The following is an 18407-nucleotide window of genomic DNA, read 5'->3' on the forward strand; positions in this document are numbered from 1 at the left end:
GTTATACTCGTAACCCACTCCTCTGACTAGGGGGCAGGCTCGAGCGCCGCTAAAAGAAGGACCGGGTCTCGACGCGCACCCCGTACGTCGGGGACCCCGGTCCGAACCCACCCAGGAGCGCGAGGGCGTACTCGCCGTCGGCCAAAGCTCGGCTTAACTGGATGGTGAGGTGCCCTTCGGACTCAGCCTTGAGTAAGGCGCGCCCGTCCACCGCGAGCAGGTCGGTTTCGCTGAGGGGGAGGAGTAACTGCCCGGCCACCTGCGGGCGGCACGGGATCCATGCGCCTTCAAGCGTCCAGAGCGCTTCGTTTAGAAAACCGTTCAGACCCACCAGGACGCGACCCTCGAACGGCGCGGTGAACCCCCAGGCCTCCCCATGCGCTACCAGCGTGCCCACGAGGCCGCTGCCTCCGAGGCTCACCGCGGCGCGCCCGTCGACGTACAGGGCGTTCCCGGAAAGATCCAGGCTCCCGAAGGAGCGCTGCGCCCGGAGGAGGGGAACCCAGTGGGCATCACGATAGGCGAGGGCCACGCCCAGTCGCGTCGCGCCGAAAAACGCGTCCACCTGAGCAGCCCAAACCCCTTGGCGCACCCCGGCCGCGCTGACCTCATCCAGCGCAAACGGAAGGAGCAGGCGGCCCGTCTCCAAAGGAAAGCGCAGCTTGCCCAGCGTCACGTCGAACCTTGGAGAGCGGTACCGCAGAAAGGCCTCACGCAAGCCAAGCACGGCCTGGCCCTCCCCGGACGGAAGCGCCCGAAAGGAAGGGTCCAGCACCGCTTCGACGGAGAACGCCCCCACTTCGTAGCGGCCCTCGAGGTGCCCGGAAAGGCCCCACTCGGCGAGCGGAGGCAGGCCGGGCGTGGCGTGAGCGCCAAACCCCCAGGCGAGCGAGCCGTGCACCTGAGGGGCTTGGGCGGCGGCGAACCCTATACAGACCAGGACCGCCAGGATCCGCTTCATACAGAGGCCTCCTCGACCCTGGCCACCCTTCCGTCCTCGAGGTGCACCGTGCGCCGCACGTGCTCGAGCAGGCGCGGGTCGTGCGTGGAAAAGACGAAGGTGATCCCGTGCTCCTGGTTGAGGCGCTTCATGTGCTCGATCAGGGCGAGGCCCGTTCTGGAGTCGAGGTTCGCGGTCGGCTCGTCGGCCAGCACCACCTGGGGCCGCGCGGCCAAGGCCCGCGCGACCGCAACGCGCTGCTGCTGCCCGCCGGAGAGCTGGTTGGGGCGGCGGTGGCTCAACGCGCGCACCCCGAGCACCTCGAGCGCCTCGAGGGCCCGGCGCTCCCGCTCCTGCCGGGGCGCGCCGCGCAGCTCGAGGACGAAGGCCGCGTTCTCCAGCGCGGTGAGTACGGGGATGAGGTTGTAGGATTGGAACACGAACCCGATCTTGTGCAAGCGAACCCGGGCGCGTTCGGTGGCGTTGAGGCGGTCGAGGCGGGTCTCCTCGAGCCACACCTCCCCTTCGGTGGGGAGGTCCAGCCCCCCGAGGAGGTGAAGGAGGGTGCTTTTACCGGAGCCGCTGGGCCCGGCGATGGCGGTGAACTCGCCGGGGTAGATCTCGAGGTCTACGCCCCGAAGGGCCCAGGTCTCGACGCCGTCGCCCCGGTAAACCTTGCTGACGTTTCGCGCGCGCAGTATGGGTTTCACGATCGCCTCCCTAAGCGGTGAACCGCATGGCCTCGACCGGCTCGAGCTTTCCCGCGACCCAGGCCGGCCAGGCCGCGGCGAAGAGGGCGGTGATGAAGGCCAGCATGAGCGTGGCTAGGACCTGCGTTGGGGTGATGCTGGCGTACATGACGGTAGGGATCCCGAACTCCGCGTAGATCTCGGCGATGCTTCCGGGGAAGCTGAACCCGCGGCTCATGAGCGCGACGAGGGCCAGGCCCACAGCGCTGCCCGCGAGGCTACCGACACCGACGAGGGCGAGGCTTTCCAGGATCACCATGCGCATCACTTGCCAGCGGTTCGCGCCCAGCGCGATGATCACGCCGAACTCCCGAATGCGCTCCACCAGCCCGAGGTAAATCGTGTTCACGACGAGCATCGCGGCGAGGATAAAGAAGATGGCGGAGTAGACGAGGAGGAGAGGATCGGTGAGCTCTAGGTACGTGGCGAGCTCGGGGTTGGCCTCCCGCCAGTTCTCGATCGCGAGGCTAGGGCCGAGCTCCGCGGCGAGCCGGTCCTGCAAGCGAAAGACTTCAGGCTCCTGGTTCAGCTTCGTGAGGCCGGGCAGATGGAGCTCGAACCGCGTCACCGCCCCGGGAGCGGCGAGCTCTTGCGCGGCCTCGAGGCTGGTGTAAGCCACGCGGCCCTCCACGGCGCTCTCGGGGAAGTCCAGAAGACCCACCACGGTGTACGCCGCCGCGCCGATTCCCTCCGTTCCGGGCGCGAAGGCAAAGACGGGATCGCCTAGCCCCACCTTGAGGGCCTCGGCCAAGGCGCGGCCCAACGCGATTTCCTCCAGCGCGCCCGGTTCGGGCAGGCGTCCGGCGGCGAGGTATTCCTCGAGGTGCTCGGTGAACCCCCGAACGCCGATGAGCTGCACGCCCCGCGAGCGGGTCTCTCCCGCGAGAAGCGCGGGCACCTCCAGAACCGCCCTCAGGGTGGCTTGCGGCGCGGCCCTTCGGATGCGGGCCTCGAGGGCCTCGGCGTCGCGGATGAGCAGGCGGTCGAACTCCCGCACCTCCCGCCAGTCCTTCACGCGTACCGAGAGGTGGCCCGAGTTCTTGGTGAGGAGCTGAAACATCCCGTTCTTCATGGCTTCCCCGAGGCCGAAGTAGACCAGGGTGGACATGACCACGAACGCGACCGCGGCCGCGGTCAGGAGGTTCCGGCTCTTGTGCCGCCACAGGTTACGCCAAGCGAACGCCCACATCCCACCCTCCTAAAGGCAGCCTCGCTCCAAAGCTTCGGGGCGAAAACACGCTTCGGGGATCTCCACCCCAAACCGCAAGTCCCGCATCTCGAGCGTGGTGCGGTAGCCCTCGCGCGTGAGGTCGAGCACCTCGATGCGGGTAGGGAAGAACAGCGCTTCGGCTTCGATAACCTTGGAGAACACGATGCGCTTCACCGGGTTGCCGCGCTGGTCGTAGTACACCACCTCCTTAGGCACCTTACGCGCAGCCTCCGCGGTAACGACGACCCGACCGAACGGCGTGGGCGCGCCGGGCTTAGGGGAGAGGGTAAACACCAGCTCCGAGCCGCTTTCGGTCAGCGTGACGGTGTAGTTCCGCTCGAGGTCACGCCCGGCGAGGTCGTTATAGCTGAGGTCGGACCCCAAGAACCGGTCGCTTCGCCCGCTGGGCGGCAGGCGCAGGGCGCGTTTGAGCCGCGGGTTATAGATCCACAGGTTCTCCCCGACCGTGAGGTACGCCTGCCCCGCGTCACGGGGCGGCTCAAGAACCCGCACCAACGCGCGGTCCTCACCGTCACTCACGAACGCCATCACGTACTGGGTGGTTCGGTCGGGGCGCTCGACCCGCAGGATGAGGGTAGCCTCGAGGCTGCCGCCCCGGAGGTTGTCCATCACGGCCTCGAGCGCGGCGTTCGCGTCTTGTGCTTGCACGAACGAGAAAGCGAGGGTGGTGAGGGCCAGTAGGGGAATGCATCGGCGCATGGTACCTCCTTACTCCGCCCGCATGGCTTCCGCGGGGTTTAACCCGCGGACCCGACGCCCCGGGATAAGGGTGGCGAGAAGCCCGGCGAAGACGACGGTGGCCAGGGCGTACAGGGCGTAGATTGGATGCACGACGGTGTAGAACTCCTCGGTGAGCCCCGCGGCGGTAAAGGCTTCGCCGCTCGCGGCGAACAGCGGGCCGAAAACGTTATGGGTCGCGGTGTACGTGATGAGCGCGTACCCGAGCACAAGCCCCGCCACCCACCCGAGGGTGGTGGCCAGGATGGACTCCAGCGCGACAAGGCCGGCCAGGCTGCGGGTGCTTAACCCGAGAGCCGCGATCACACCGAACTCCCGGGTGCGCTCCATCACGCTGACGAGGACCGTACTGGTCACGGCGGCCGCCGCGAACAACGCGAAGAGCAAACCGATCGGAATGGCCATGATCTTGGAGGCCTGCACGTCCGTCTTAATGGGGCCAATCAGGTCCCACACCTGCCGGGCCTCTAGCCCCTCGGGCAGGACGGCCTGCGCGCGTCGCGCGACCTCAGCCTCGCGCCCACGCGGCACGTCCAAAGCCAAGGTGGTCGCGGTGTCCAGGCCGGTCAACGCCCGAGCGTCCGCAAGGTGCACGAACACCGCGGCGTGGTCCACGGTGCTGACGCCCGCATCCACGATCCCAACGAGCGTGAGCCCCCGCGCTTGCGGCCCGGCGAGGGCGGCCGTGTCAAGAACCACCCGCTCCCCAAGGCGCACGTCCAAGCGCTCGGCGAGCTTATACCCCAGCACGACCTCCCCCGGCCCCTCGAGCCAACGCCCCTGCCGTACCTTCTGGGGGACGCGGCTGACCCGCGGCTCGAGGCTCGGGTCGACCCCGCGGGCCGTGACCGGCTCAGAGGCATAGGCCGAACGCAACAACGCGGGGAACTCGAGCCGCGGCGCGACGGCCCGCACCCCAGGCACCGCCTCGAGGGACGAGAGCACCTCGAGGGAAGGCAGGCCGTTCTCGGGGTCGGGGTCGGCGTACCACGCGACGCTCGCGACGCGCACGGGCGCGGCGATGTACCGGGCGTGCGCGTCGATAACGGAGGCCGCGTACCCGTCCGCGAAGCTCCAGAAGAACACGGTGGTCAGCGTGGCGTACGCCACCACGATCACGAGCAGGACCGTGCGTTGCCGGTGCCGCCAGATGTTACGCCAGGCAAGCCGTAGGAGCGTCATGGTTGCTTCTCCTTGTGAGTGGCCTCCCAGCGCGCGAGGACGGCTGGGAGTTCGCGCTCAAAGAACGCGTACATCTCGCGAAGCTCCATAAGCCGCGCGCGCAGCTCAGGAGGCTGGTCCGCGAGCAGCTCGAGGCCCTCCTCACTCAGGAGACGAAACCGGGTGATGCGCTCGAGTTGCGCCTTGACGGCGGTGTAGAAGCTGCCAGGCCGGATCCGGTAGTAGACCTTGCGGTCGCCGGGGCGCTTGAGGCGCTCGAGCATCCCGATCTGGATGAGGAGCCGGGTGTTGGTGCTGATGGAGGCCTTGCTTGTGCTGAGCGCCTGCGCGATGGCCTCGAGGGATTGTTCGGGGGGAACGGAGATCAGGAGGTACCCGAAGATGCGTCCGGCCATGCGCGGCAGCCCGCCTTCCTCGAAGAAGGCGCCGACCGCCTCAACAAACTCCTGCACCCGGTCCGCGCCCTGCGGTGCACGCATCCTAGCCTCCAGCTCCCAGGCTACACCTCTGGTTTGAATGATTTAGTAAGTACTGAACAAACTGAACACTTAGGGCTCCTAGGGCTCCGGTGCATACTCGGCAGGACGGCTCGGGCAGATGCGCCATAATTGAAGAAAGGGAGTGCTGTTTATGCCTGTCGATATCAACACACTAGAAACCTGGCTTTGGGAAGCTGCTTGCGCCATTCGCGGGCCGGTGGACGCGCCGAAGTTTAAGGACTACATCCTCCCCCTGGTCTTTCTGAAACGGCTTTCCGACGTCTTTGAGGATGAGCTTGAGCGCCTGGCCGAGGAGTACGGCGATCGAGAGACCGCCGAACAGATCATTGAGGATGAACGCGCGGGCGGCACCATTTCCAGAGGCCGCGGCTCGGTGCGCTTTTATATTCCGGAAAATGCACGCTGGCCACGTATCCGCGCCCACGGTCGGGCTGGACTTGGACAGTTCCTCACCGATGCAGTGCGCGCCGTGGCCCGCGAAAACCCACGCCTGCAGGGCGTGATTGACCTGGTGGACTTCAACGCCACAGCCGCCGGGCAGCGCATCGTACCCGACGAGTACCTGGCCAGGCTGGTGGATGTGCTCTCCCACCATCGTTTGGGCCTGCAGGATGTGGAGCCGGACATCCTGGGCCGGGCGTATGAGTACCTTTTGCGGAAATTCGCCGAGGGCCAGGGGCAAAGCGCGGGCGAGTTCTACACCCCGCGCGAGGTGGCGGTGCTCATGGCCCGCATCCTGGAGCCCGAGCCCGGCATGACCGTCTACGACCCGGCCTGCGGCTCCGGCGGGTTGCTCATCAAGTGCCACCTCCGCCTGCTGGAAACCCACGGTGAACAACAAAACGGCCACCGCTGCTTGCCACCCGAACACGCACCCTTGCAACTCTATGGTCAGGAGATCAACCCCGCGACCTTCGCGATGGCCCGCATGAACGCGGTCATCCACGACATGGAGGCCGACATCCGCCTGGGCGACACCATGCGCAACCCCGCCTTCAAGGACGCGAGCGGCCGGCTCATGCGCTTTGACCTGGTGGTGGCCAACCCCATGTGGAACCAGATCTTCCCCACCGAGGTGTATGAGAACGACCCCTACGAGCGCTTTGCCTTCGGCACCCCGCCGGCCTCTACCGCGGACTGGGGCTGGCTGCAGCACATGCTGGCCTCCCTGAGCGACACGGGGCGCATGGCAGTGGTGCTCGATACGGGCGCGGTGAGCCGTGGGAGCGGCACGCAGGGCAGCAACCGCGAGCGGGATATTCGCAAGGCGTTTGTCGAAGCGGACCTGATCGAGGCGGTGGTGCTCCTCCCCGAAAACCTGTTCTACAACACCACCGCGCCGGGCATCATCCTGGTGGTCAATCGTCGCAAACGCCACCCCGGTGAAATCCTGCTCATCAACGCCAGCAAACTGTTCGCCAAGGGGCGGCCCAAGAACTACCTGGCCGAGGAGCACATCGAGACCATCGCCCGGCTCTACCACGAATGGAAGGCCGAGGAGGGGCTTTCGGCCATCATCACCAACGACGAAGCTGCCCGCAACGACTACAACCTTTCCCCCAGCCGCTATGTGGCGAGCAACGACCAAGAAGAGGTGCTACCGCTGGAAGAAGCGGTGGTGCTTCTGCGCGAGGCGGAAGAGGAACGCGCTGATGCGGATCGGAAGTTGAATGAGGCATTGCACATTTTGGGGATGGTAGAGTAACAGTGCCCAGGATCGACCTGCAAGAAAGCGAAACCGTGGAGTTCAAACGGCAGTGGACCGACCGTGCCCTGGAGGACCTGGCGGCCTTCGCCAACACCCGCGGCGGAACGCTCCTCGTGGGCATTCGCGAAGATGGCGGGATCGTGGGGGTGAAGGTGGACGACCGGGAAATCCAGCGGATAACGAACCTCATCGCCGCCCATCTGGGCATTACACCGTCCATCCGGGTCGTGGAGATGGAGGGACGTCCGGTGCTGGAAATCCGGGTAGAACCGGCATCCGGCCTGGTCCCTTACGGCGGTCGGTATCTTCGCCGAGTTGGCACGACCAATCGGGACTTTGCACCGGACGAACTGGCCCGCCACCTCCTGGAGCGCTCTGGCCGCAGTTGGGACGGTTTGCCCAGCGAGTGGACGCTGGGCGAGATGGACCCGGAAGCGTTCGCCCACTTTGCCCGTCTTGCCCGCGCCCGGCTTCCCCACCTGGATCCCGAAAACCCCGATCAGGCACTGCAAAACCTCGGGCTTTTGAGTGACGGGCGGCTCACGAACGCCGGGGTGTTGCTTTTCGGGAAGCGCCCGCAGCGGCTCTTTCCTCAGGCCCAGGTGCGCATCGGAATGTTCCGCGGCAACGAGATTCTGGACAGCCACGACTTTCAGGGCACGCTCTGGGAGCAACTGGAGGGGGCCATGGCGCGCTTCCGCCAGGTGCTCAAGGTGCGCTTTGAGATCAAGGTCGAGGAGGCCACGCTTGAGGGGCTTCAGCGCAAGGAGGTCTGGGAGTATCCGCTGGATGCCCTGCGCGAGGCGGTGGTCAATGCGCTCGTCCACCGCGATTACACCTATCCGGCCGACATTCAGATTCGGCTGGAAGAGGATCGTCTGGAAGTCTGGAGCCCGGGCGAACTACCGCCGCCGCTGACGCCGGAGGCGCTGTATGGACCACACAGATCGGTGCTGCGTAACCCGCTGATCGCCCAGGCCTTCTACTTTGCCGGCGTGATCGAGCGCTGGGGCACGGGGACCACGCGCATCGTTCAGCTTTGCCGGGAACAGGGCCTGCCCGATCCTGAATTCGCCAACTGGCAGGGCGGGGTGCGGGTGGTCTTCAGCAAGGACCCCTACACGCCGGAGCGGCTGCGGGCGATAGGGCTGAACAAGCGGCAGATCCAGGCGGTGCTGTATGTGAAGGAGCACGGGAAAATCACCAATACGAAATACCAGCAAATCACCGGCGTTTCCAAGCCAACGGCCACCCGTGATTTGGACGCGCTGGTCCGTCTGGGCATTTTGGAAAGAGAGGGTACCGCAGGCCGTGGTGTTTATTACACGCTAACGGCTCATAAAGGGCTCAAAGGGCTCAAAAAGGGGTCAGAAACGGCTCAAAGGGGCCAAAATGGGGACATATAGGACTCAAAAGGAGGCATCTTATGGCACGAATCAGAAAGCTAACCATTGAGGGGTATCGTTCCATCCGTGATCCAATCGAGATCATATTTCCCCAAGATCAGCCTGTGGTTCTTATGGGAGAGAATAACGCTGGCAAATCCAACATCGTAAGGGCCCTTCAGCTTGTGTTAGGACCTTCCTGGCCCGGTAACCACGAGCCGGAGGATTATGAGTTCTTTGGTCGTGAAAGAAATCGAGCAATCAGAATTGAAATTGAATTCAACCCAGATGACCCGCTTGGCGGGCGATTTTCTCGTCTTGTATGGTGTTATGACCCTTCATCAGAAGAACCAATCTATTTTCGTGGTTTCAAACCCTATGGTGAGGAGAGGTATATAAAAACAGAAGATCGTGACACTTGTATAGCCATGGTAGTTGAGGCGGAGCGAAGCCTCCACTATCACCTCAGCTATTCTTCAAAGTGGACGCTACTCAGCCGTCTTATGCATCGCTTTCATCGCGCCCTGAGCGGGCATGATCAGGTCCGCAATGACCTCGAAAATCTCTTTGGGCAGATTAAGGGAAAGTTTCATGAGGTTCCAGAATTCAAAGACTTTGTAGAAAACCTTCAGGATGAGTTTGGCGACCTGATTGCCAATATGCCACACCGTCTCCAGGTCGACTTTGAAGCGTATAATCCTGTGAATTTCTTCCATGCCCTTCGACTGCATGCTGCGGAAGGAGACGAACCTCGCACACTGGAAGAGATGGGAACAGGAGAGCAGCAGGTTCTGGCTCTTGCTTTTGCGTACGCTTATGCCCGGGCATTCCACGGTGGGATTCTTCTTGTGGTTGAGGAACCAGAAGCCCATCTTCATCCGCTTGCCCAGAGATGGCTGGCCCGTCGGTTACGGTCAAGATGCCAACAGGGACTCCAGGTACTTTTGACCACGCACAGTCCGGCTTTTGTCTCCATTGAAGGGTTGGAGGGCCTTGTGCTGGTGTATAAAGAGGAGGGATCTACACGGGTACGCCAGTTGTCTCGAGCCGATCTTGTGCAAAAATGCATTCACATGGGAGCACCTTCCAACCGTGTAAATGAAGGCAATATCCTGCCTTTCTATGCAGCAAATGCCACAAGCGACATTTTGTCAGGCTTTTTCGCTCGAGTCATTGTGCTTGTGGAAGGCCAGGCTGATGAGTTGGCCCTTCCCATCCTCTTTGCAAAACGAGGATTCGACGTAGAACGCGAAGGAGTCGCGATTCTGGGGGTAGGGGGGAAGGGAAATCTTGCCAAATGGTATCGGCTGTTTAGCGCATATGGGCTCCCCTGTTACATTGTTTTTGATAACGATGCAAGAGACGATAATAGCGGAACGAAGAGGAGAGATGCCCTCAGAGCAGTAGGGATAACTGATGAAACCGAGGCGGATCAGCTGATTGGACTCAAAACTTGCACTTATGCACCCTGGGGATACCTATGCGCCAGGACCACTTGAAAGGGGCCGCTGGTTTCCCGTCTGATGACGGGTGCCATGACCCAAGCGGCCCTGTCCCTACTTTGGACCCTCCTGGCCCTTTTGCCAAGCCCCCACCTCCAGGAATCCCTCAAGGCCCTGCTCTTGCTCCTCCTCCACGGCCACGGCAAGGCCAGACCCCAGCACAGCCAGGTCAAGTCCCCCTCCGCCCTCTCTCGCTTCCTCAACCGCTACCCCTGGCCCACCCGCGCTCTCATCCGCCTGGCAAGAAAAGAGGCCGAGAAAGCCCTGGACCGGGCCAGAAAGAAAAGGCCCCAAGCCCCGTCTCCTGGTGGTCCTGGACCTAGTCACTCTGGAGAAGCGGGGCCGTTTCCAGGCCCTGCCCCTCTCCTTTTTCACGGCAAGTGGGGACTCCATCTGGTGGTCCTCTACCTCGTCTACGGAGACCTCCGCATCCCTTGGGCCTACCGCCTCTGGCGGGGCAAGGGGGAGAAGGCCCTCTCCCGCCTGGCCCTAAGCCTCCTGGCCTCTCTGCCCCCCTGGATGCGCCGGGCCTTCCGGATACGGGTGGCCGCGGATGCGGCCTTTGGCACCACCCGGTTCCTTTTCGGGGTGAAGCGGTTGGGTTTTGAAGCGGTGGTGGGGATGCGGCGGGACCGGAGGCTGCGGGGAGGGGGAGGGCTTGGGGACCTCAGGCGGCAGGGGAGCCGGGTCTACCTTTGGGGGCTTTCCTTCCCGGTCTGGGTGGCCTGGTACCGCTACCCCCTGCCCCAAGGGGGCTGGGAGTGGCGGTACGTGGTGGCCACCTTTCCCGCCACGCCCCGGACGGCGCTTACTTGGGGAAAGAGGCGGTTTGCCATAGAGCACTTCTTCCGCGCCGCGAAAAGCGAGTTCTCCCTGGGGCAGTTTGGGCAGCGGACGGCTTTGGGGGTGCACCGTTTTCTGGTGCTTTCCCTTCTGGCCTACCTGTTGGCCCACTGGGTGGGCATGGAGGGGGAAGGAAGCTGGCGGGAGGCCAGGGAGCGGGCGGCGCGGGTTCTCTTGCCTGAGCTCGTGGTGCAGGTCGCCCTGCGGGAGCTCTATGCCCTGGGTCTCTGGCCGCCGGGGGGAGGGGGTGAAGGTTTATGCGGGATATGCGGGAGGTGCAAGTTTTGAGTTAACTCACCTGATTCGTTTCTTCTACGGGCCTACGTGGAGCCTCTCGCGTAAGTCGCTGTTTAACTGGCGGGACGAGCAGGCAGGGGATTTTGAAACGCTGGTGAAAAGCTTTGTATCCCCGCGGCGGTTGCTGCGCGTGCTTACGGATTACATCCTATTCGTACGCAAGGATGGTGAGCTTACCAAAGCGGTGCTCAGAGCGCACCAGATGCGCGCCACGGAAAAGGTTGTTGCTCGTTCGCGCGATCCGGGGAAGCGCCGTGGCCTTGTTTGGCATACTCAGGGCTCCGGTAAGACCTACACCATGATTACGGTTGCTAAGCGACTGCTGGAGGACCCCCACTTCGAAAATCCTACGGTACTGATGATCGTGGATCGTAATGAGCTCCAGCAGCAGCTTTTTCAGAACCTGGGGGCGGTGGGTTTTAGGCATGTCCACGTGGCCCAGAGTAAACACCACCTGCGTGAACTTCTGCGTAACAACACCCGAGGTTTGATCGTTTCCATGATCCACAAGTTTGATAAGGCTGATGCCAACCTGAGCGATCGCGACAATATCTTCGTGCTGATTGATGAGGCCCACCGGTCCACCGGCGGTGACTTGGGGAACTATCTCATGGGTACGCTCCCCAGCGCTACCTTCATTGGTTTTACGGGTACCCCCATTGACAAAACTTCCCACGGTAAGGGCACCTTCAAGGTGTTTGGTGGTGGGGATCCCGGCGGTTATCTGGACAAGTACTCCATTCGTGAATCCATCGAGGACGGCACGACCGTGCCTCTACACTACCAGATGGCTCCTAACGATCTGGTGGTGGATCGGGAGGCGATGGAGCAGGAGTTCTGGGCTGCTGCGGAGTTGGAGGGCGTGGCCGATGTAGGGGAGCTCAACCGCGTGCTTGACCGGGCTGTCACGTTGAAAAACATGCTTAAAAGCCGCGAGCGCGTGGAAAAGATTGCTGCATTTGTTGCTGATCACTTTCAGCGCTACATCCGACCCATGGGCTACAAGGCCTTCCTGGTGGCCGTAGACCGCGAAGCTTGCGGTTTCTACAAGGAGGCGCTGGACCGTTACTTGCCGCCGGAGATGAGCCGGGTGGTTATCAGCCGTGGCCATAACGATCCGGCAGAGCTCAGGCGTTACCACCTCAGCGACGATGAGGAGGCTCAGGTGCGTAAGGCATTCCGCAAGCCGGGCGAGCAGCCGGAAATCCTCATCGTTACTGAGAAATTGCTCACTGGATACGATGCGCCCATCCTGTACTGCATGTATCTGGATAAACCCATGCGTGATCATGTGCTTTTGCAAGCCATTGCGCGCGTGAACCGCCCCTACGAAGACGATGAGGGACGCCGCAAGACCAACGGGCTGATTGTGGATTTTGTGGGTATTTTTGATAACTTAGAGCGCGCTTTGGCTTTTGATTCCCAGGATGTGGAAGGCGTGGTCGAGGGGCTCGAGGTTCTCGAAGAACGCTTTGCCGCTCTGATGGAGCAGGGACGCAGGGAGTTTCTCCGCTTGACCCATGGAAAGAGGGGGGACAAGGCGGTGGAGGTTGTCCTGGAGTATTTCCGGGATAAGGAGAGGCGTGAGGGGTTCTACACCTATTTTCGGGAGCTGGAGGAAGTGTATGAGATTCTCTCCCCTGATCCCTTCCTGCGCCCATTTCTCGAGGATTACCGGGCACTCGTGGAGATGTACCGGCTTCTGCGCAGCGCTTATGAGCCCCATGTTCCGGTGGATAAATCGTTTTTGCGCAAGACTGCAGAGATCGTGCAGCAGCACACGACCATGGATACCGTGCATGATCCTGCCGTTACCTATGAATTGGGGGCGGGCGCATTGTTGGCGCTTATAAAGCAGGATGTGCCGGACACGGTTAAGGTATTCAACCTGCTCAAGGAGCTGCATCAGCTGGTAGAAGCCAAGGGTAAAGAACAGCCTCATTTGATCCCTATTGGTGAGCGGGCTGAGGCGGTGCGCCGGGCTTTCGAGGAGCGGCAGATCAACAGTCAGCAGGCTTTGCAAGAACTGTCCGAGCTTGTTCGCAACCTCAAGGACGCTCAGGAGCAACGCCAGAAAAGCGATCTTTCCCACGAGGCCTTTGCCGTGGCGTGGTGGTTGCGGATGCAGAAGGATTTTGATCCGGAACGGGCTGAACGCTTGGCCATATCCATTGAACCAATTTTCAAGGCGTTCCCCCACTGGGCGACCAGCGCTGCGCAAGAGCGAGAGCTCCGCAAAAGGCTTTATAAGATCTTGATCCAGGATGGCGTAAAGGGTAAGGATGTGGTGGGTTGGTCTGACGAGATGCTGAGCCTGCTCAGGAGGGCTGCACAATGAATGGTGCGCCCGCTTCCTCTTCTGGAGACGCTCATGCAGACGCAATCCCCCGTGACGTCCTCATTTCCGAGGTTCGGGCGTGGGCGCGGCGCATGGGTGTGGAAAACCGCTTGCGGGAAATTCACGTGCGCCCCATGAAGCGTAAATGGGCCAGCATCTCCACCCGGGGGCGGCTCACACTGAACAGTGACCTCCTAAGGCAATCTGCAGCGTTTCGCCGCCAGGTGCTTGTGCACGAGCTGGTGCACCTCAAGCTCGGTCATGGGGCTCATAACAAGCTGTTTAGATCCTTGGTGCGGGCCTATTTAGCGCTAGATGCTTCAGAGAAAAAACCCGGGGACCTGCAGGGTTAAGGCAGGCCCCCAGGATTTAGCCGGGGCCTGTCCCTGCACACGATAACGGCGAGGGGATAGCAGGGATTCCTTTCTCTTTTGTGCCGGTCAGCCCGCGACCTGAGGCAGCATCCGAACCCACAGGATGTAGGACAGGTGGTTCAGGTAGTCCAGCGCGGGCTGTGAGAGGTCGCGGTCCACCTCGATGGACATCATCGCCTCTCCTCCGCGCTTTTGCCGCGCGCAGGTCAGGTACGCGATGTTCACCTCATCGTCCGCAATCACCCGCGCGACGCGCGCGATCACGCCCGGGGTGTCCACGTTCTTGATCAACAGGGTCGGCGCTTGACCGGTCACGCGCACCTCGAACCCGTCGATGCTAAAGATCCGCACGATTCCCCCGCCCAGGCTCGAGCCCATCGTGACCACGCGCTCCTCGTCGTTCTCCAGCGTGATGCGCACGGTGTTGGGGTGTACGTCCCCCAGCTCCGCGTTCCGGAAGTGGATCTCGAGGCCCGCCGCCTCAGCAAGCTCCAGGGATTGCGGGAGGCGCGGGTCGTCCGGCCGCATGCCCTGCACCCCAGCGGCGAGGGCCAGGTGGGTGCCGTGCCCCTTGCCGGTCTTGGCGAACGAGCCGTGCAGGTCGAACACCACCCGCTTCGGCGGGGATTGGAGCATGTGACGCGCGAGCAGCGCGATGCGACAAGCGCCGGCGGTGTGGCTGGAGGAGGGGCCCACCATTACCGGGCCGATCATGTCTAGCAGGCTCATGCCTCCATTCTACGCCGGAGGCGTACGGCTTTCGTGAAGGGACGTGCGGCACGCGTGTTTTTAAAATGAGCGTATGCGTATCGTTTGGATCTTGTGGTTGATGGGCCTTGCGTTCGCCCAGGTGCTCACGGTGCCCGGGGAGGGGCGGGTGGGCGAACCCCTCCTCATTGCGGGGGAAGGGCTGGTGCCCGGAGCGTACCCCCTCGAGATCGAAGGGCCTACAGGCCTCGTGGTGGAGACGGTGGAGGCCCTGGACGGGCGGTTCGAGTGGCGCTACGTCCCAGAAGTGCCGGGCACGTACACGGTGCGCCTGTACCACGCGCCGGAGCCGCTCGAGCGCGCGGTGCGCGTGGTGGCGTTGCAACCCACCCTGACCCCCGAGGGGCTGCGGGTTGGGGAGGTGGTGCTGCCTCTGCCCGAGCCCGCGGCGTGGATCGGGCCGGTCTTGGCGAACGGCCGGGTGTACGTAGCCCGCGACTTGGCCTTGATCGAGGTGGACCCTGACCGCCCGGATGCTGTGCGCCTGTACTATCCACCGGCCGAGGTCGAGGGCCTCGAGGCGGACGAGGCGCTCGAGGTCGTGCTGCGGGATGGGCGCCGCATGACGCTCGAGGAGTTGACGCGGCCCTGGCCGTTCGCGGGGGAGTGGCGCAGCCTGGAGGCGTTGGCCGCGTTGCGCGCGCACTGGGCGGCGCTAGGGCGCGGAGCCGTGTTGCCGACGCCGCCGGAAGGCACGAAACCGTACTGGGTTTACTTCGCCGAGGATCCTGAGGGCCTGACCCCGGCGGACCTCGAGGCCTGGGGGCGGGACCTGTTGCGTCGGGGGCATCGGGTGGAGTTGCCTTGGGGAGAGGAGGCGCGGCCTTGGTTCATGGCCTGGGTGACCCAGGCGCGCCAGGCGCGCGCTGAGGGGCTTGAGGCCAGCCGCGCGTGGTCTGACGCGTTGCTCGCGTACACCCCGCTCTTCCCTGGTTCCGTGGCGTTCTTCCAGGAGCAGGCTGCCTGGTTCGCGGTGCAGGGACGGCCGGACCTCGAGGTGCGCTACGCGGAGGCTGTGGCGGCGCTTCGGGCCTTCGCGCCCCCGTGGACGAGCGAGGGGTGGGGCCGGGGGGTGCGCGTGGCGTTGGTGTTGTATGCCGCGCTGGTCGCGGTGTTTTGGGCGCGGTACCTGGGACGCCAGCGGCAGGACCTGCGGCCTGTAGGGGGGTGGCTTGGCGCGTGGTTTAGGCACCCGCTGCTGCGCGTGCGGCACCTGCTCTTGGCGTACACCACCTTTGGGGAGCGGTTGCTGATGCTCTTGGCCTTCGCGGGAGTCGGGGGGGTGTTCCTCACGTACGGCCTGACCGTTAGGGTCGAGCGGATCTTACAGGAGGAGGCCCTGTCGCGGGCGATCTTGCAAAGCCAAGGCGCGCTGAACGTTTTACGTAGCTTGCCGACTTCTCCGGAGCTGGAGGGGGTTTTAGCGTACGCTGAGCAGGCCGCGAGTGTCGAGCGGGCCCTCGCGCACCTCGAGCGCGCCGCGCCGGCCGGGTACGCGTTGGCGTTGCGGGCGCGGTTGAGTGGGGAGGTGCATTACCTGGCGGAGGCGTATCGCCGTGCGCCGGGGTACGCGCCCGTGCGGGAGGCGTTGGGGCTGGGGGGGGATTACTGGAGCGGCGTGTACCAGTCCGCAGGCGTGGATCGTGCGGGGGTGCCGCGGTGGCGTGATCTTTGGGGAGCCCTCATGATGACCGAGGCGCGTTTTTTCCTGCGGCGTCCGCTTGAGGCCTGGGTGGCCTTGCCCTTCTGGCCGGCGGCGGGGTGGGCGTATTTGGGGTTAGGCTTCGCGCTGGCGTGGGTCGCGTACCACCTTTTGGGTTTCGTGCTGCCGCGCCCGCGCGGTGTGGTGCCCAGTCAGGGGTGGGGCGCGCGGTTGGTGTACCTCCTCGTTCCGGGCAGCGTCTCGCTTGGGGGCGGGTGGGGTTTCATGCTCCTCGCGGGCTTCGCGTACGGTCTCGTCGCCTTGGCGGAGGGCGTGCTTGGGGCTGTGTACGTCCTGGGGGCGGCGTATCTGCTGCACCTACCCGGTTGGTTTAAGGGAATCCGTGGGCGCAGCGCCTCCTCAATCCACGGGGAGGTGGAAGGCGTGGGGTAGCAGCTCCGCGAGCGTGAACTCGCGCGTTTCTCCCGCGGGGTTCACGCAGCGCACCCGGGTATTGGGGCGGCCGAACTCCGCCAGGATCTGCCGGCAGGCGCCGCACGGGGTGGCGGGGGGGGAGCTGGTGGAGTAGATCACGACCTCCGCGATCTCACGTTCTCCTGCGGTCACGAGCGCGCCCACCGCGATCTGCTCGGCGCAGCGGGAGAGGGGGTAGGCGCTGTTCTCAACGTTCACGCCCAGGTATACCGCGCCGGAAGCGCTTCGGACCGCGGCGGCTACGGGGAACCGGGAGTACGGTGCGTAAGCGTGTTCAAGCGCGTGTTTCGCTAGGGTAAGCAGGTCGTTCATCAGGTGTGCTCCTCGACCTCGTGCGTGGCTTCTTCTTCCCGCTCGACGCGAACCAGCTCGATCTTGCGGTCGTCACCGCGCTCGATCACGAAACGGAAGGGGCCGTATGGTACGGCCTCGCCCACCTTCGGGATGTACCCGAAGGTTTCGTACAGGAACCCAGAGAGGGTTTCGTACTCGCCTTCGGGAAGCTTGACGCCCAACGCCTCCGAGACCTCGTCAAGGGGGGTTTGCGCGTCGATCAGGAAGTTCCCGTCCGGAAGCAGCTGGATGGCGAGGCCTTCCTCCTCGTCCGTCTCGTCGTAGATCTCCCCGACGATCTCCTCCACGATGTCCTCCATCGTGACGAGCCCCGCGGTGCCGCCGAACTCGTCCACCACGATCGCCATGTGCGTGTGGCGGCGGCGCATCTCCAAGAGGAGGTTCCATACGGACATGGATTCCGGCACGAAGTACGCGGGGTGGGTAATGCTGGAGACGGTCAGGGTGTCAAGGAAGTTCACCGCTTCTCCGTTGCCGTTCACGTAGTTCAGGAGGTCCTTGGCGTAGGCGATGCCCACGATGTTGTCGATGCTTTCCTGGTAGACGGGGATCCGCGAGTAGTGGTGCTCCCGCTCGATCTGGAGGAATTCCCTCAGCGTGGCCGAGGCGTGCACCGCGACCATCTCCACCCGCGGCACCATGATCTCCCGGACCTGGGTCTCCTCGAGCTCGAGGACGCTCTGGATCATGTCTTCCTCGGCTTCCTCGATCGCGCCGCTCGCCTCAGCCCCGGCCAGGATGAGCTTGAGCTCCTGCTCCGTTACGAGCGGTTCGCTGCGGGGCTCCAGCCGCAAGAGACGCAGCACGGTGGCGGAGGCCCAGGTGAAGAACCGGCCCACGGGGTAGAGGATCACCGAGACCCAGTAGATCGGTCGGACGATGGCCCGGGCGAGGAGCTCTGCGTTGTGCACCGCGATGGACTTGGGCGTGATCTCCCCGAAGAACAGGACCAGGAAGGTCATGATCCCGGTCGCGTACCCGACCCCCGCGGAGCCGAAGGCTTTGGTGGCCATCTCGGTGACGAGCGCGGTGGCCGCGACGTTCACCAGGTTGTTCCCCACCAGGATGGTGGTCAGGAAACGGGTGATGTCGCGTTCCAAGAGCGCGAACGGGCTGTTGGAGCCTTCCTTTTGGGCGTACTCCCGCACCTTCCACGGCCACAAGGTGGTGATGGCCGTTTCGGAGGCGGAGAAAAACCCGGAAAGTGCGAACAGGACGAGAAGGACCGCGACGTCAACGGCTGGACTGCCGAACGTGGCGGCGTAGCCCGTTTGCGCAAAGCCAACCGTAACCCATGGGAGTCCTAGGAAGACGAGGCTACGACTTCGACTGGGCGGTCTATCCATACCCTTCTCTGGCGA

15 protein-coding genes and 1 pseudogene are annotated in these 18407 nt (G+C 63.7%); 7 read left to right on the top strand and 9 right to left on the bottom strand.

Annotated elements, in window-relative coordinates; all coding sequences use genetic code 11:
• Nucleotides 1-49 precede the first annotated feature (49 nt).
• From MARKY_RS05560 to MARKY_RS05585, 6 genes are read right to left on the bottom strand one after another with little or no spacing between them, the layout of a single operon-like run.
• Entirely contained in the window at nt 50-961 is a 912-nt protein-coding gene (locus tag MARKY_RS05560) for a hypothetical protein (protein WP_013703900.1), read from the bottom strand.
• Complete coding sequence (locus tag MARKY_RS05565) at nt 958-1650, bottom strand: ABC transporter ATP-binding protein (RefSeq protein ID WP_013703901.1); 693 nt, start codon at nt 1648-1650, stop codon at nt 958-960. Before MARKY_RS05565 ends, MARKY_RS05560 begins: the two co-directional genes overlap by 4 nt.
• Before the next feature lie 10 nt (nt 1651-1660).
• The gene (locus MARKY_RS05570) at nt 1661-2878 is read right to left on the bottom strand and encodes an ABC transporter permease (protein WP_013703902.1); all 1218 of its coding nucleotides are present in this window, start codon (nt 2876-2878) and stop codon (nt 1661-1663) included.
• 9 nt (nt 2879-2887) lie between these two features.
• Entirely contained in the window at nt 2888-3619 is a 732-nt protein-coding gene (locus MARKY_RS05575) for an outer membrane lipoprotein-sorting protein (RefSeq protein ID WP_013703903.1), read from the bottom strand.
• A gap of 9 nt (nt 3620-3628) precedes the next feature.
• Nucleotides 3629-4840 (bottom strand): ABC transporter permease, encoded by a 1212-nt coding sequence (locus tag MARKY_RS05580; protein WP_013703904.1) that lies wholly within the window; start codon nt 4838-4840, stop codon nt 3629-3631.
• Complete coding sequence (locus tag MARKY_RS05585) at nt 4837-5319, bottom strand: GbsR/MarR family transcriptional regulator (protein ID WP_013703905.1); 483 nt, start codon at nt 5317-5319, stop codon at nt 4837-4839. Before MARKY_RS05585 ends, MARKY_RS05580 begins: the two co-directional genes overlap by 4 nt.
• A 151-nt stretch (nt 5320-5470) precedes the next feature.
• Here MARKY_RS05585 and MARKY_RS05590 point away from each other — a divergent pair, with 151 nt between their 5' ends.
• From MARKY_RS05590 to MARKY_RS11650, 6 genes and pseudogenes are all read left to right on the top strand, one after another.
• A complete protein-coding gene (locus MARKY_RS05590) occupies nt 5471-7045 on the top strand; it encodes a type I restriction-modification system subunit M (RefSeq protein WP_013703906.1) in 1575 nt (524 codons plus the stop codon).
• Nucleotides 7046-7047: 2 nt separating this feature from the next.
• Entirely contained in the window at nt 7048-8454 is a 1407-nt protein-coding gene (locus MARKY_RS05595) for an AlbA family DNA-binding domain-containing protein (protein WP_013703907.1), read from the top strand.
• Nucleotides 8455-8474: 20 nt separating this feature from the next.
• Nucleotides 8475-9932 (top strand): ATP-dependent nuclease, encoded by a 1458-nt coding sequence (locus MARKY_RS11645; protein WP_013703908.1) that lies wholly within the window; start codon nt 8475-8477, stop codon nt 9930-9932.
• Nucleotides 9933-9968: 36 nt separating this feature from the next.
• Nucleotides 9969-11066 (top strand): annotated as a pseudogene (locus tag MARKY_RS05610) (transposase).
• Entirely contained in the window at nt 10993-13413 is a 2421-nt protein-coding gene (locus MARKY_RS05615; RefSeq protein ID WP_218916181.1) for a type I restriction endonuclease subunit R, read from the top strand. Before MARKY_RS05610 ends, MARKY_RS05615 begins: the two are co-directional and overlap by 74 nt.
• Nucleotides 13410-13766: a M48 metallopeptidase family protein gene (locus tag MARKY_RS11650; protein ID WP_013703910.1), complete on the top strand. Its 357-nt coding sequence runs from the start codon at nt 13410-13412 to the stop codon at nt 13764-13766. Before MARKY_RS05615 ends, MARKY_RS11650 begins: the two co-directional genes overlap by 4 nt.
• 87 nt (nt 13767-13853) lie before the next feature.
• Here MARKY_RS11650 and sdaAB read toward each other — a convergent pair whose 3' ends face one another.
• A complete protein-coding gene (gene sdaAB / locus MARKY_RS05620; RefSeq protein WP_041657855.1) occupies nt 13854-14516 on the bottom strand; it encodes an L-serine ammonia-lyase, iron-sulfur-dependent subunit beta in 663 nt (220 codons plus the stop codon).
• Nucleotides 14517-14589: 73 nt separating this feature from the next.
• Between sdaAB and MARKY_RS05625 the strand changes: the two genes are divergently transcribed.
• Nucleotides 14590-16650 carry a hypothetical protein gene (locus MARKY_RS05625; RefSeq protein ID WP_013703912.1) on the top strand — a complete coding sequence of 687 codons (2061 nt, stop codon included), beginning with the start codon at nt 14590-14592 and terminating at the stop codon, nt 16648-16650.
• Here the strand turns inward: MARKY_RS05625 and cdd are convergent.
• Nucleotides 16618-17004, bottom strand: coding sequence for a cytidine deaminase (cdd, locus tag MARKY_RS05630; RefSeq protein ID WP_013703913.1), 387 nt, complete (start codon nt 17002-17004; stop codon nt 16618-16620). The genes MARKY_RS05625 and cdd overlap by 33 nt on opposite strands.
• Nucleotides 17004-18392 carry a hemolysin family protein gene (locus tag MARKY_RS05635; RefSeq protein ID WP_013703914.1) on the bottom strand — a complete coding sequence of 463 codons (1389 nt, stop codon included), beginning with the start codon at nt 18390-18392 and terminating at the stop codon, nt 17004-17006. The genes cdd and MARKY_RS05635 overlap by 1 nt, the downstream gene beginning before the upstream one ends.
• Nucleotides 18393-18407 lie beyond the last annotated feature (15 nt).

Source organism: Marinithermus hydrothermalis DSM 14884, from assembly GCF_000195335.1.
Classification (GTDB): domain Bacteria; phylum Deinococcota; class Deinococci; order Deinococcales; family Marinithermaceae; genus Marinithermus; species Marinithermus hydrothermalis.

Coding starts and splice junctions, on each gene's coding strand:
- MARKY_RS05560 (WP_013703900.1), bottom strand. CDS start 961: ATGAAGCGGATCCTGGCGGTCCTGGTCTGTATAGGGTTCGCCGCCGCC.
- MARKY_RS05570 (WP_013703902.1), bottom strand. CDS start 2,878: ATGTGGGCGTTCGCTTGGCGTAACCTGTGGCGGCACAAGAGCCGGAAC.
- MARKY_RS05575 (WP_013703903.1), bottom strand. CDS start 3,619: ATGCGCCGATGCATTCCCCTACTGGCCCTCACCACCCTCGCTTTCTCG.
- MARKY_RS05580 (WP_013703904.1), bottom strand. CDS start 4,840: ATGACGCTCCTACGGCTTGCCTGGCGTAACATCTGGCGGCACCGGCAA.
- MARKY_RS05585 (WP_013703905.1), bottom strand. CDS start 5,319: ATGCGTGCACCGCAGGGCGCGGACCGGGTGCAGGAGTTTGTTGAGGCG.
- MARKY_RS05590 (WP_013703906.1), top strand. CDS start 5,471: ATGCCTGTCGATATCAACACACTAGAAACCTGGCTTTGGGAAGCTGCT.
- MARKY_RS11645 (WP_013703908.1), top strand. CDS start 8,475: ATGGCACGAATCAGAAAGCTAACCATTGAGGGGTATCGTTCCATCCGT.
- MARKY_RS05615 (WP_218916181.1), top strand. CDS start 10,993: ATGCCCTGGGTCTCTGGCCGCCGGGGGGAGGGGGTGAAGGTTTATGCG.
- MARKY_RS11650 (WP_013703910.1), top strand. CDS start 13,410: ATGAATGGTGCGCCCGCTTCCTCTTCTGGAGACGCTCATGCAGACGCA.
- sdaAB (WP_041657855.1), bottom strand. CDS start 14,516: ATGAGCCTGCTAGACATGATCGGCCCGGTAATGGTGGGCCCCTCCTCC.
- MARKY_RS05625 (WP_013703912.1), top strand. CDS start 14,590: ATGCGTATCGTTTGGATCTTGTGGTTGATGGGCCTTGCGTTCGCCCAG.
- cdd (WP_013703913.1), bottom strand. CDS start 17,004: ATGAACGACCTGCTTACCCTAGCGAAACACGCGCTTGAACACGCTTAC.
- MARKY_RS05635 (WP_013703914.1), bottom strand. CDS start 18,392: ATGGATAGACCGCCCAGTCGAAGTCGTAGCCTCGTCTTCCTAGGACTC.